This is a genomic window from Limnobacter sp. MED105, from assembly GCF_000170915.1.
Lineage (GTDB): Bacteria > Pseudomonadota > Gammaproteobacteria > Burkholderiales > Burkholderiaceae_B > Limnobacter.
The window spans coordinates 66,930-79,506 of the sequence record NZ_ABCT01000008.1; the positions used below are offsets into that span (position 1 = coordinate 66,930).

Here is a 12,577-nt window from a genome sequence, read left to right on the forward strand (position 1 = left end):
AAATAGGCTGAGTAGAGATGATGAAAGCAAATTCAAAAGCAGCTGAATTTGAAGCGGAGGCCCTGGGCAGACTTGCTCGCATTAGGGCGGGAGGGAAGATATTGAAATTGATTGAGGTGAAAAAGCTTGCGCGAGGGAAAGTTGGTTGCAAAGGTGCAGCTTAGTCTAAATGATTTATGTGTTCTGTTGATGTGAGATGAAGGGTGGCTTGTCGGCTAGTCTGTTGGTTCGCTCACTCCTAATAGAACGGACTTACTGCACCTGAGCTGTTAGAATAGATGAGGTAAGTAATCTCCCTTGGCCGAATTTCGGTGGGTATAGCTTCGAACGATTGGAAGTTCAAGCGTCGGATCGATTTAAGCTTCATTTCCAATCATTTTTTTGGTTCTATTAGTTGATGATTTTGTCGCTGTCGTTCTTGCAATTTCAATTGTTGAATTCGGATCTAAGACGTACTCTGATTGCGGTAATGATGCACTCTAGATTTTTGTGTCCATTAATTATTTTGATTTGTTTCGCTGAAATATTTTTTCGTTGAAACCCCTACGCTTTTCTCCATTTATTTTCGCCAACGTTCAATTACCTTAGAAAAGACAACGTCACGCCATTGTTCTTTCCACTCTGTATGAACGTTGACACTTTGCGAATGCGGCTCAGGAAGTGGTAACGGCATCTTTATGACTGCTGGTAGCAGTACGGCCTCACCAACTACAACGCATTCGCCCGGTGCCAAGTTCGGTAGAATTTCCGTAATCGCATTTGCATTGTCGGGAAATAGTCTGCGTACGTAACTCTGATCTGCGTCGTTCGTTAGTCGCAGAGACATAAAGTTATTACATTGGGCAAATATCGTCTCCGAAACTTCCGAAGGTCGCTGGCTCACCACCATTAGGCTCAGGCCGTATTTACGACCCTCTTTTGCAATTCTCTCGATGGATTTGCGAGAAGCCCGATAGGCTGCATGACTGTCTCGTGGCACATAGTTATGTGCCTCCTCGCACACGAGCATAACTGGGATGTCGTTCAGCTTTTCCTGTGCGTGTTGCAATTTGGAGTAATGGAAGCAAAAGTCGAATATCAGGCGAGAAATTAAACTGACAGTAATGCTAAGTACTTCGAATGGCACACCGCTTAAATCTACAATCGTGACGTTTGCCTTGTCGATATAGCCAATGAACTGCTTCATCAACTCCTCGAAGTCTGCTGTGACATGCGCTTGACCCCCAGCCTTTTTCGAACTCAAAAGGAAACGAAGTCGCTTATCAGATAATTTGGCCTCCAATCGGGATACAAATCTGTTGAATTCCCCGTTGAATGGTCCATTAGTTGCTTTAGTCGCAGCAGCAGCTGAGTTAGCGACGAAGTCATGGATCCTATCAAAGTAAATTCTCCGATCATTCACTAAAGTTCCGTCTGCTAACTTAGGCTTATCTTCCCCGGGCAACCGCCCGATAACTTCACGATTTAGATTTTCAATGAAGTTGTACACCTCAGCGATCGAAAAATAAACTGGCGTGTCGTAAGTGACCTCCTTCACAGCTGGGTTATGCTTCTCCTTATTCAAGACCACAGCATGCTTGAATTGGCTAACCTGGTTGTGAGAATTTGCTTCGTTGCTTTCGATGAACATGCTCTCCAATTCTTCAGAATTCATGAGCCAGTAGGGGAGCTGCAGTGAGTCAATGTCGAGTCGGCTGAGGGTGAAAGCCTCATCTTTTTTAAGAGTGAAAGCAGCAGTGTATTCGTCGTGGATATCGAATATCACAACATGGGAATTGTTTTGCCTGTCCTTATTGTTATTTTTGTGCTGGGAAATACCAACGACGTCTTGCAGCATTTTTGCGACGGTACATGACTTGCCAGAGCCTGTCGAGCCAACAACTGCAATATGCTTGCTGAAAAACCTATTGCCATTTATCAAGAAATCGATGGTTTTATTCATCGAAAGTTTGCCAAGTGGGAAGTTGTGATCGCTGTCAGCAGAAAAGATTTGATCCAGGGTGTCCTTTTCCGCGATGAATACGTGTTCGGTAGGCACAGGCAAAAGCAAGCTCCCACGATCAAATGTCTTGTTTTCAGCCAAAGTACCTATTGCTTGGCATTCAATCTGAAAGCTCCAAATCTGCTTTCCATCTGCACCAAGGGTATTGGTACCTTTGATATTGCGAATTGTAGCAATAGTGAAATCGTGATTGCCCTGAGCAATTTTTAAGAAGCGGCCAATCTGAAGCCCTTCTTTATTTTTCTCGAACGCTTCAAGGGTATCCACAGCGACGACAATAGCCTCGGGGGCACATGAGAGCACTGATCCAATCTTAATAGACATTACTTATCCCCATTAGGTACCTGATTTCATCAAACTTTTCGGCACCAAGGACTTCGAGGTTTATATCCTTGGTGTCTATTCCCGTGGTGTCTCCATGGCCAATGACGAAAAAATCGTCAGCTTTGACTTTGTGAGTGAGCTTCTTGTAATCCTCCCAGCGAATAAGCCTTAGTACGAATTCCTTTTTGTCTTTTTGGACCATCGGCTCGCGGAAGAAGTGGGTCTCAGCAAATGTCTTTACTGGTCGCCCCAGATTCGGCACGACATCCTTTTCAACTAGTCGCTCCGCGATTTCATCAAATTTATTTTGTGGAATATCTAGCGCAAATAGTGGGGTGTGAGTATGCGCTAATTTGAAATTGTATTTATCGATGAATGATTTGATGAAGATGACGATTTGTTCATCAAACTGTTCCAAAAATGTTGGGAATATGACAAGGTGACGGAGTCGTGCATTCGCATTCAAATTTACTTTAAGCTGTTGGCGTCGTATTTCTAAGATCTTCTGTCGTGTTTTTAATGCAAGCGTCCATTGAGATACCGCGGTAGTTCTGATCCGTCTTAGAGTTTCCAAAAAATCTTTCTTCGTAATTTTTCTAAGCTTCACATCATGTTTGATGCTTAGATCAGCAATCATTTGAATGGCATTAGGGTAAAAAAGTATTTCTACCTCCCCTTTATTGAAACCAAAAGCTTCAAGGCTAACGATATTTTTGGTCATTAAGTCATCGTATTTTGGTGTTACGGAAATGGTGAAAGCCTTAAGAAAGCCATCGACATCGACTCCAGCAACATCGGCTATCAAATTTTTTAAGTCCTTACTTTTGGATTTGAGCGCATTGTTGAGTTCCAACGCAGTTATGGTTATCTGAGGGTTTTCGGGAAAGTGCGCGAATAGGTGATAACTTATCTTCGCGTCTGGATTAGACTTAAAGTGCTTCATCATCTGAAGCAGTGGTTTGTAAAGAATGCTTGGGGTGTAATTATCGCGTGTCTCATGGTACTTGCACTGAATTGCCTTCGTTCCATCAAAGTTTTCGACTTCAATATCTTCGACAATTCCCTCTATGGTAATTATGTCATTCTCTCCTGCCAGCAATAGTTCGGAGAGCGTCTGATTAAACTGGTAAAGAAAACCTTGGATTGTGTAGTCTGCTGAACGACTCATTCTGATCTTCCAAATTTATGTAAGGTAAAACTACTTGTAGCCTGTATATCTATGTCACTTTCTGTAATAAGTTAAGTGTCAAGTTGTAGCTATTGAAGAAGGAGAATTAAGGATTGTGCTCGGATAAACTGTACAAAAAACACATGGTAAGTCGATACTCCGAACCGGGCTGTACTTATCGAGAGCGCGATGGCCTATCTTTGCCGAGAGTAACCCCCTTAATCCCTCTACTAAACCACTGTCAAAAACTCCGCCACCACAATCATTTCCTCTGCATCCTCAGCACTCAGCACAATCGCTTCATGCTTGTCATTCGTTGATTCTGGTGTCAACACAACCACGCTATTCACTACGCCATCTTCACCAAAATGCTTTTCGCTTTTATAGCGTTTTATGGTGTATTGCCCACCCAGTTCAGGGTCTGAAATTCGGCGGTGTTGTACCACCACAATCTTTCCGTTGCGGGTGCCCTGTGGGTTGAAGTGAAACAGGCACCATGCGCCGGGTGGTATGCGTTTGTTCATGGAATCGCCCTCAACACGCGCTACAAAATATCCTTCACTTGCGCGCAGGTGGGCGGGCAGTACAACATGGTCAAACGTGTCAGCTTGTTGGTATTCGCTAAACTGCCCGGCGGCGAATTTCAAATCAAAAATTGGCACGCTGTTGGCGGCCTCTTGGCCAGCTTGCACAATCGGTAGGTCTAGCCCTTCGTATTTGTTCAACATGGGTGCCACCTCCACGTGTTCAAAACCATTCACCAGTGTTTGAAAGTGTGTGCGTGTTTCTTCGTCGGTAAAGTAAACGTAACATCCTTTCATGCCGCGGGTCATCAGGGTTTTGTAGGTGTTCTTGATCACAGCGTCGGCCATGGCCAAGTTCTTTTCCCGGTCTGTTTTCAGTCCGCCCTTAAACCCTTTGATGCTTTGGTCCATATTGCTGCGCTTGAATGCGTTAGTAAGCACTTCGCCATTGCGCACCACAAAGTCTGGGCCAACAATAACGCCCACGTAGTCCAGCTCCAACCCTTGGCAGGTGTGTATGCAACCCACTTGCTCCACGCTATTGGGCTTGATAATCCATGTGCTGCCATCGTCGTCCAGGTTCCATTTGGCCTTGTAGTCGTGTTCAAGAAACTCGATGTCAAAAGCTTGCGGGTTCTTTTTACTTTTCCAGTCCCAACAGTAGCCAGCCACCACACGGGCTTTGTTGTTCACTTCGTTCTTCTGGCGAATTGCGTTGTGCAACGCCGTGGGCGAATCGAATATTTTGAAATCGAAATCCAACCCGTCCATATTCAAATTGGCGGTGGGTTTAATTTGTAGGTGGTGGTTTAACCAGGCAATGTAGCCGTCGCTGCCATTGCAGCGAAATTGGGATCGTAACTCTTGCTCAACCACTACCGCGCCCAGGGCCTGCGCCCATTTGCGAATTTCCGCTTTGCTGCCAATGTCTTTGAAGGTAACGCGTTGGTCTTCATCCACGAAGAAAATGCACAGCTTGCTGGCGTGGATCAATTCTTTAATTTGGTTCTCGCCCAAGTTGCCATATAGACCGCTTTTTTCATTCAAGCGGTGGGCTTCGTCCACCAGTAACACATCAAACTGGTTGGCTTGGTTGTCCACATATCCGCCCGACCCGCGGAACAAATTCGCAATGCGTGTTTTTTTGAATGTACCTGTCAGCTTGGCTTCGAACACTGCGCGGGGCGCTGCATTTTTAGAGACGTATTGGCACACCATGCCGCGCTGTGTGAATTCGCTGAGCAGGTTGATGGCCACCACCGATTTGCCTGTACCCGGGCCACCTTCCACGATCAGCACACGCTTGCTTGAATCATTGCGGGAATGGGCCAAGTCCAACGCCATTTCATACACCAGCTTTTGATCGTCAATCATCAAAAACTCGCGATTGCCCAGCAGCATATTGCTCAGGCTGTCAGCCAGGTTTTTGGAAGGGCGAATTTTTCCGTGCTCAATGCGGTACATCAAGTCGTTCTGATCGCCGTACTTCACGTGCCTTTTTAAAAACTCGGAAAGCTTGCGCGCGTCTTTTGAAATGAATACGGGTGCGCGGTCGGTGTGTGCTTTGTAAAAAGGGTCGTTGATAACCTCGGCACTGTCCAAGTTGTGTAAATACGCGCAGGCACTGAGGCGCACCTGTTCGTTTTGTACCACCTCGGAATAATCGTCGATGAGTGCGGCATACGTCCATGCTTGGTAAGAAGGGTGGGGCGTGTTGATGTTGCCCTTACCCAGCCAAGTGTTCACTACCGCATCTTGTTGGGTGGCTTGAACGTCGCTCCATTGCTTCAATTCAATGATGACGGCGCATTCCTCTAGCTGGGCATTGCGACCCGTCAAAATAAAGTCGATGCGTTTGCCGGTGAGCGGAATGTTGTACTCGATGGATACCAGCGAGTCGCCGGGAATGTCGGCGTCGTTCAACACCTGGCGCATTTCTTTCATCGAATTGCGCCAAGAATTTACTTCTGATTCGCCTGCTCTGCGGAATAGCTTGCGCTGAAATTCACGGTGAATGGCTTCGTGAATTTGATCGTCTAACACGTCGTCGAGAAATTTCGATTTGCAGGCGGTGTAAACGATCATTGCGGGTGTGGTTTGTTCTTGTGTTTCGAATGTATCAGGAAACCTTCGTTTAATGAACTATTTCAGGTGGGGTAATTGGGGGCTACAAATGGGTGGGGAGGTTAGGCAAAGCAATAGAACTGAATGCAGGTAATTGTTACTGAAGAAGCTCGACGTTCTTGAAATGGGTGGTTGTTGGTGATTCGTAACATACGTGCAGACAGCTTGACGAATGTACCAAAAAAGGTACAATCAGATAAAGGTGATGTTTTCATTAAGCAATTCAAATTGAATTGCGTTTTTTATCGCCAAGCATCTGGTGATGAGCCAGTTAGAGCATGGCTAAAAGCCTTGAAACCCGAGTCAGATAAGAAAATTGTTGGGGCGGATATTCTTGCTGTTCAATGGGGTTGGCCCTTAGGGTTACCATTGGTTGATCATTTGGGTGGGGGACTATGGGAGATTCGATCAAAACTAGAGAATCGAATTGCCAGAGTTTTGTTCGCTTTGGAAAAGGGCGAAATGGTTTTACTTCACGGCTTTATTAAGAAGACTCAGAAAACACCGCAGCGTGAACTAGAAGTTGCGAAGGATAGATTAAGTAAATTAAGGGGCTCCAAATGAATAAACACGTGGGTTCGAATTTTGAAGATTTCTTGAAAGAAGATGGCATTCAAGAAGAGGCAGAAGCTTCGGCTATCAAAAAAGTGATTGCCTGCATGATCGAGCAAGAGATGATTTCAAGATCAATACCGAAAACTGAAATGGCACGCAAAATTGGAACCAGTCGAAGTCAGTTGGATCGATTGCTGGATCCCGAAAACACCTCGGTTACTTTGGCAACACTTGTCAAATCGACAGCAGCAATCGGAAAAAAAATGATCATTACCTTTGAAGATCATCCACAAACAGTTGTTGCTTAAACCCCCACCAAATTCCTCGCCACTGCTTCTGCCACTTCAATGCCATCGACACCCGCTGACAAAATGCCGCCGGCGTAGCTGGCGCCTTCACCCGCAGGGTACAGGCCTTTTGTATTCAAACTTTGGAAGTCGTCGCCGCGGGTAATTCGCAGCGGCGATGAGGTTCTGGTTTCCACACCAGTCAGCACGGCGTCGTGCATGTCGAAGCCTTTGATCTTTTTTCCGAATGCAGGCAAGGCTTCACGCATGGCGGTAATCGCATATTCGGGCAATGCGTCGGCCAGGTCAGTCATTTTGACGCCGGGTTTATACGATGGTTCTACGCTGCCCAGTTCAGTCGATGCTTTGCCCGCAATAAAATCGCCCACCAATTGCCCGGGCGCTTCATAGTTACTGCCGCCCATCACAAACGCATTGGATTCTAGCTTGCGTTGAAAGGCGATACCTGCCAGTGGGCCACCGGGATAGTCGGCCGGGCTAATGCCCACCACGATGCCGGCGTTGGCGTTGCGTTCGTTGCGGGAATATTGGCTCATGCCGTTGGTGACCACGCGGTTCTCTTCAGATGTGGCCGCCACCACTGTGCCACCGGGGCACATGCAAAAGCTGTAAACGGAACGACCATTGGCTGCGTGGTGTACCAGTTTGTAATCGGCTGCGCCCAGCAGTGGGTGGCCCGCGTGTTGCCCCAAGCGGGCACGGTCGATCAAGCCTTGTGGGTGTTCTATGCGAAAGCCCACGGAGAATGGCTTGGCTTCCATGTACACACCGCGCTCGTATAGCTTGGCAAAGGTGTCGCGTGAACTGTGGCCCAGCGCCAGCACCACATGGTCTGCGCGCAGTTCGTAAGTGCCACCGTCTTTCAGGTTCTCAATGGTCAGGCCGCGAATGTGGCCGTCTTCAATGTGAAAGTCGCATACGCGTTGTTGGAAGCGAATTTCGCCGCCCATGGCGATAATTTGTTCGCGCATGTTTTCAACCACTTTCACCAGCCGGAAGGTGCCAATGTGGGGTTTGCTGACCAGCAAGATTTCTTCAGGTGCGCCGGCCTTTACAAACTCGGTCATCACTTTTCGACCCAGAAAGCGCGGGTCTTTGATTTGGCTGTACAGTTTTCCGTCTGAAAATGTACCAGCTCCGCCTTCGCCAAATTGTACGTTCGATTCGGCATGTAGTACGCGCTTGCGCCACAGGCCCCAGGTGTCTTTGGTCCGTTCGCGTACCTGCTTGCCACGCTCAATCACAATGGGTTTGAAGCCCATTTGCGCCAGCATCATGGCTGCGAAAATACCGCAGGGGCCGAAGCCGATTACCACAGGGCGAATTGCAGGGGCTTCATTCAATTTCACCGGCAACTGGTAAACCATGTCGGGCGCAGGTCGAATGTGCGAGTTGGTGGTGAATTTCGACAACAACTGCGCTTCAAGGCGATCGCTGCGAAGTTCGACATCAACGATGTAAACCAGCAACAATTTTTGTTTGCGTGCGTCGTAGCTGCGTTTGTAGATGCTGAAGCTTTTGACGTCTTCGGCTGTAATTTTCAGCGTGCTGTGAATAAGCTCGGAAAGAGCATGTTCAGAGTGGTCGAGTGGAAGCTTCAGCTCGGACAGGCGGATCATGGCAGGTGTACCTTGTGGATCTGTTTTTCGGATCAAGGCCGTATTTTATGCTTTTGCCCGCCAAAGTGCACTTATTCTTCTCGACTGTTGCTGCTGGCTATCAAGGTTGCACCACACCCAATTTTGTGACCGTGCAGTGCCACTGCCATGTAGTTGTCGGTGAACGCACCAAGGCCTTCAATAATCGGGAATACGTGGGGCTTGCACAAAGGGCAGGTGACCATGTCGCCAACCCTGGCGATGGGTCGGCCCTCAACTGTGGTGGTGGGGCTGCCAGAGATCACCACACCACCGTGGCTGGTGGTGTCGCCGATCAGGATTTGCGCGCGACCTTGTATGACGGGCCTTGAAGACATGGGTAGAAAAGTGAGTCGTGTAACTTCTTAAGTAATTAATCGACGGTGGTGGTTCCTTGCGGCTTCGGCCAGGTTTGCCACATCAAGGCCATGCGGGCTGCTATTTTCTTGCCGTGCGAGATCGCTATTTCTTCAACTGACAAGGCAGGTCTTAACGTTCGTGCCTGTATCAATGCTTGCTGCGCCAGTGGTGTATTGCCCAGTTTGTCCAATGCCGCAGCTTGCGCAACATGTGCCAAATGAAACCGTGTGTCGTGTTGTACTGCTTTTATTGCTTCTTCCAGCGCTTCTTCCGGGCGGTTTGCCCGCAGCAAGAAACAGCTCAGTATCCACAACCAAAATCCAAGTCTTCTGTCTTTGGGGCTTATACGCATGCCCAGACGCATTTGCGCAATACCGCCTTCCAGTTCATTCATCAGTACCAAGGCAGCACCGTGGGCAACCTGTGCCTGTGCATTGCTGGGGTTAAGCTGCAAGGCCGCTTTTAGTGTGATCAGGCCTTGCCGGGTTTGTCCAAGGTCGCACAGTGCGCAACCCGCATAACCCATTACCTCGGAATTGCCCCCGTCTAGTTCAATTGCAGTGTTTGCCGCTGTCAGCCCGCTGGCGAGAACGGCGTCAGAATGTGGCAACAGCCCGATGTTTCGGGACAGTGCGGTCAACAAGGCCAAATGTGCGTGGGCAAGGCCAAAGTTGCTGTCAATTTCAATGCTGTTTTCGAGTTGGTGCCGGGCATCGCGAAGACCCGCCTCGCTCCAGCCCAGTTGGGCCAAAGCGCCCGTGGCCTCATGATAATGTGCCCATGCGTCGAGATTGTTGGGGCGCTGTCTTCGAATCTGGGCTATTTCGGCTTTGGTTAGCGCGGGTTCAAGTTCGCTGAGCAAACCCCGGGCAATTTCCTCCTGTAAATCAGCGCTGGAGGCTGGCGAGCATTCAAACCGACTGTTCCACAACACTTGGCCGGTTTGCGCCTCTGCCAGCTGAACATTCACCCGAATGATTTCGTCCACTCGACGAATGCTGCCCAGTACAACGAATTGCACCTGAAGCTGTTCAGCAATTTCAGGTAGTGCAACGCTGCTGTGGTCGAATATTTGCGTGGAGGCTTGTGAAATTACCAGAAAACCGGGTACCCGAGCCAGCAGTGCAATGACGTCTTCAAGCAAACCCTCAGCCAGAAACCGCAGGTCGGTTTGTTCTCCCAGTACCTTGAAAGGCAGCACCGCGATGGTGGAATGTTTTTGCACTGTGGGTTTCGAGGACACTTCTGTTCGGCGAACTGGCAAACTGAATTGGTAGCCGCGCCCTGTGACTGTTGAAATCGCCTGACTACCCAGGAGCTTGCGCAAAGCAGAGGTTTGCACGGTTAAATTGTTTTCTTCCACGACCATGCCGGGCCACACCGTTTGCAGCAATTCGTCTTTGCTTAGAACACGTGTGTGGTTGGTGACCAAGCACATTAAAAAGTCAAAGGTGCGCGAACCCAAATTGACCGCTTCGCCTTCGCGCAGCAAAAGTCTTTCATTTGCGCGCAATTCAAAGTGATCGAAAAAATAGGAAGAATCCAAGCGCGCAACCGAAGGTGAGGTGTTAGCAAAATATAGCAAACATTTAGGAATTCTTAAGGACTAAACACAGCGTGTCCGTGCACAGTGAATTCATTGAGCAGTTGGCTGCTCAAAACCACTGGAGACTACTATGACTTTTTCTGTACCCAATGCTCAACGTGAAATGCGTGCACTTTACAAAGTAGAACCTGGTGCGGCGATGGTGACCGACCATGCCTTGGCTCGCGGGGTTGATCCCTTGGACCCTTTTCATTCTGTGGTGGAGCCCATGGATGGTTGTGGCGTGCAGGTGCCGATTGGTGTTCATCGTGCTTTGGGCGGTCTGCACGATGCGCCCACGCCTGGCGATCTGTTGTGTGCTGCGCTGGCTGCATGTCAGGATTCAGCCATGCGCATGGTGGCCAACGTGCTGGGTGTTGAGCTTGTTTTTCTGGAAGTGCGCGTGACTGCCGATGTGGATGTTCGTGGTGCATTGAATATGTCGCCAGAAGTACCAGTTGGTTTTCAAGGCATGCGCTGCAATGTGCAGTTCAAGGTAAAAGAGGGCACACCCGCCGACTTGATCAAGGCATTGACCTATGCAGCCAAGCGTTCTTGTGTGGTGCAGCAAACCTTGAAAAATCCACCCAAGGTTGAAACCAGTTTTCAGCTAAACTGAATTCGACCCGCACCCAACCCCATTCAAGGATCGCCATGACCTCTGTTCAACCCCATGTGAAAGAGGCTGGCCGAGGCCCTGCCGTGTTGTGCCTGCATGCCAATGCATCGCACGCCGGGCAATGGAAGGGCTTGATGGGTTTGCTGGCGGATCGGTTTCAGCTGCTTGCGGTGGATTCCTACGGTTCAGGCCAAACACCCGACTGGCATTCGGAACGAACCATTTCTCTGCAAGATGAAGTGGATTTACTGATGCCGGTGTTGGATAGAATGGGTGAAAAGTTCACCTTGGTGGGGCATTCCTACGGCGGTGCGATTGCTTTGAAAATTGCCTTGTTGTTTCCGCACCGGGTGAAGGCACTTGCACTATTTGAGCCCACTTTCTTCTCTGTGGTTGAGCATGAAAGCCCAAGCCCGAATGATGTAGACGGCATTCGCCATGCAGTGGCCGCCGCCGGTGCTGCGCTGGACAATGGCGATCCACATTTGGCGGCTCAGCATTTTATCGATTTCTGGATGGGGCAGGGCAGCTGGGCGAAAACCCCTGAAGAGCGCAAACCGGCGGTGGCGGCATCAGTGCGCAATGTGCGGCGGTGGGGGCATGCCTTGTTCAGCGAACCCACCGTGCTGAGTTCTTTTGGCCAGTTGAATGTTCCGGTGCTTTACATGGTGGGGGGAAAGTCGCAGTTGTCGGCCCACGCTGTGGCGAAGCGATTGGTGGCCACTTTGCCGAGCGTGGAGTTAATTGAGTTTGCGCAGATGGGCCACATGGGGCCGGTGACCCATCCTGATGTAGTGAACGAAGCGATTTCAGGGTTTTTACAGAAAGTGTTTTCTTAACGCCACCAAAGGCACTGCATACAACACAGCAAAACCGGTATTCATGACGGCGTTTTGCCAAAAACCGCTGTACAGCGAAAATGCGGTGTCGGGTATATACCAAAGCAACACAGATATCGCAATCATGTTGCAGGTCTCTTTGGCGTCTTTAATATTCAGTTTGCGCACCAGCATAAACATGAGCGCGCCCCAGCCCACCATCACCGAGCCCATCACTGCATGCGCAAGCTCGATGTAAGCCGTCGCTTGTGAGTCGAAGGCGGAAATTTGTGCGGGGTTCTGGAATACCAACAATCCGAAGGCCTGCTGGGTCAAGCCCGGTGCAAGCACCATGAAAAAGCCAAACAACACGGTGAATTCGGCGGTGTAGCTTAGCCACTTGATCCAAAAGGTGGGTGTGCTTGTGGCCGTGTTTTGCAGGGTACTGGTAGGCATGTCGGTTCTCCTTGCCGGGTTGAAAGTGAATCAGTTCAACGCCAGTTTGATGAGCCTTGGGTCATTGCAGCAATAACCTGCGAGGTCATAGATTCCA

General features: G+C 49.1%; 11 protein-coding genes. 4 read left to right on the plus strand and 7 right to left on the minus strand.

Annotated features, from left to right (window positions below):
* Positions 1 to 559: 559 nt before the first annotated feature.
* The 3 genes from LMED105_RS09220 to LMED105_RS09230 all read right to left on the minus strand — a co-directional run bounded on the left by LMED105_RS09220 (position 560) and on the right by LMED105_RS09230 (position 6,103).
* Positions 560 to 2,326, minus strand: coding sequence for an ATP-binding protein (locus tag LMED105_RS09220; RefSeq protein ID WP_008250481.1), 1,767 nt, complete (start codon positions 2,324 to 2,326; stop codon positions 560 to 562).
* A complete protein-coding gene (locus LMED105_RS09225) occupies positions 2,316 to 3,494 on the minus strand; it encodes a hypothetical protein (RefSeq protein ID WP_008250483.1) in 1,179 nt (392 codons plus the stop codon). The genes LMED105_RS09220 and LMED105_RS09225 overlap by 11 nt, the downstream gene beginning before the upstream one ends.
* A 230-nt stretch (positions 3,495 to 3,724) precedes the next feature.
* Positions 3,725 to 6,103, minus strand: a complete 2,379-nt coding sequence (locus LMED105_RS09230; RefSeq protein ID WP_008250485.1) for a DNA/RNA helicase domain-containing protein — start codon at positions 6,101 to 6,103, stop codon at positions 3,725 to 3,727.
* A 204-nt stretch (positions 6,104 to 6,307) separates the two neighbouring features.
* Here LMED105_RS09230 and LMED105_RS09235 point away from each other — a divergent pair, with 204 nt between their 5' ends.
* Together LMED105_RS09235 and LMED105_RS09240 are read left to right on the plus strand one after the other, a co-directional pair.
* Positions 6,308 to 6,706: a type II toxin-antitoxin system RelE/ParE family toxin gene (locus LMED105_RS09235; protein ID WP_232222736.1), complete on the plus strand. Its 399-nt coding sequence runs from the start codon at positions 6,308 to 6,310 to the stop codon at positions 6,704 to 6,706.
* The gene (locus LMED105_RS09240; protein ID WP_008250489.1) at positions 6,703 to 7,005 is read left to right on the plus strand and encodes a helix-turn-helix transcriptional regulator; all 303 of its coding nucleotides are present in this window, start codon (positions 6,703 to 6,705) and stop codon (positions 7,003 to 7,005) included. The genes LMED105_RS09235 and LMED105_RS09240 overlap by 4 nt, the downstream gene beginning before the upstream one ends.
* Here the strand turns inward: LMED105_RS09240 and LMED105_RS09245 are convergent.
* From LMED105_RS09245 to LMED105_RS09255, 3 genes are all read right to left on the minus strand, one after another.
* Positions 7,002 to 8,624 carry an NAD(P)/FAD-dependent oxidoreductase gene (locus LMED105_RS09245; protein ID WP_008250491.1) on the minus strand — a complete coding sequence of 541 codons (1,623 nt, stop codon included), beginning with the start codon at positions 8,622 to 8,624 and terminating at the stop codon, positions 7,002 to 7,004. The two genes, LMED105_RS09240 and LMED105_RS09245, sit on opposite strands and share 4 nt — an antisense overlap.
* Before the next feature lie 71 nt (positions 8,625 to 8,695).
* A complete protein-coding gene (locus tag LMED105_RS09250; protein ID WP_008250492.1) occupies positions 8,696 to 8,980 on the minus strand; it encodes a PAAR domain-containing protein in 285 nt (94 codons plus the stop codon).
* 35 nt (positions 8,981 to 9,015) lie between these two features.
* A complete protein-coding gene (locus LMED105_RS09255) occupies positions 9,016 to 10,548 on the minus strand; it encodes a winged helix-turn-helix domain-containing protein (protein WP_008250494.1) in 1,533 nt (510 codons plus the stop codon).
* Positions 10,549 to 10,678: 130 nt separating this feature from the next.
* On the opposite strand from LMED105_RS09255, the gene LMED105_RS09260 reads away from it, so the two are divergent.
* Positions 10,679 to 11,206, plus strand: a complete 528-nt coding sequence (locus LMED105_RS09260; RefSeq protein WP_008250496.1) for an OsmC family protein — start codon at positions 10,679 to 10,681, stop codon at positions 11,204 to 11,206.
* A gap of 35 nt (positions 11,207 to 11,241) precedes the next feature.
* Positions 11,242 to 12,045 (plus strand): alpha/beta fold hydrolase, encoded by an 804-nt coding sequence (locus LMED105_RS09265; RefSeq protein ID WP_008250498.1) that lies wholly within the window; start codon positions 11,242 to 11,244, stop codon positions 12,043 to 12,045.
* Here the strand turns inward: LMED105_RS09265 and LMED105_RS09270 are convergent.
* A complete protein-coding gene (locus tag LMED105_RS09270) occupies positions 12,025 to 12,480 on the minus strand; it encodes a hypothetical protein (protein WP_008250499.1) in 456 nt (151 codons plus the stop codon). The genes LMED105_RS09265 and LMED105_RS09270 overlap by 21 nt on opposite strands.
* Positions 12,481 to 12,577: the final 97 nt, after the last annotated feature.

Coding starts and splice junctions, on each gene's coding strand:
- LMED105_RS09220 (WP_008250481.1), bottom strand. CDS start 2,326: ATGTCTATTAAGATTGGATCAGTGCTCTCATGTGCCCCCGAGGCTATT.
- LMED105_RS09225 (WP_008250483.1), bottom strand. CDS start 3,494: ATGAGTCGTTCAGCAGACTACACAATCCAAGGTTTTCTTTACCAGTTT.
- LMED105_RS09230 (WP_008250485.1), bottom strand. CDS start 6,103: ATGATCGTTTACACCGCCTGCAAATCGAAATTTCTCGACGACGTGTTA.
- LMED105_RS09240 (WP_008250489.1), top strand. CDS start 6,703: ATGAATAAACACGTGGGTTCGAATTTTGAAGATTTCTTGAAAGAAGAT.
- LMED105_RS09245 (WP_008250491.1), bottom strand. CDS start 8,624: ATGATCCGCCTGTCCGAGCTGAAGCTTCCACTCGACCACTCTGAACAT.
- LMED105_RS09250 (WP_008250492.1), bottom strand. CDS start 8,980: ATGTCTTCAAGGCCCGTCATACAAGGTCGCGCGCAAATCCTGATCGGC.
- LMED105_RS09260 (WP_008250496.1), top strand. CDS start 10,679: ATGACTTTTTCTGTACCCAATGCTCAACGTGAAATGCGTGCACTTTAC.
- LMED105_RS09265 (WP_008250498.1), top strand. CDS start 11,242: ATGACCTCTGTTCAACCCCATGTGAAAGAGGCTGGCCGAGGCCCTGCC.
- LMED105_RS09270 (WP_008250499.1), bottom strand. CDS start 12,480: ATGCCTACCAGTACCCTGCAAAACACGGCCACAAGCACACCCACCTTT.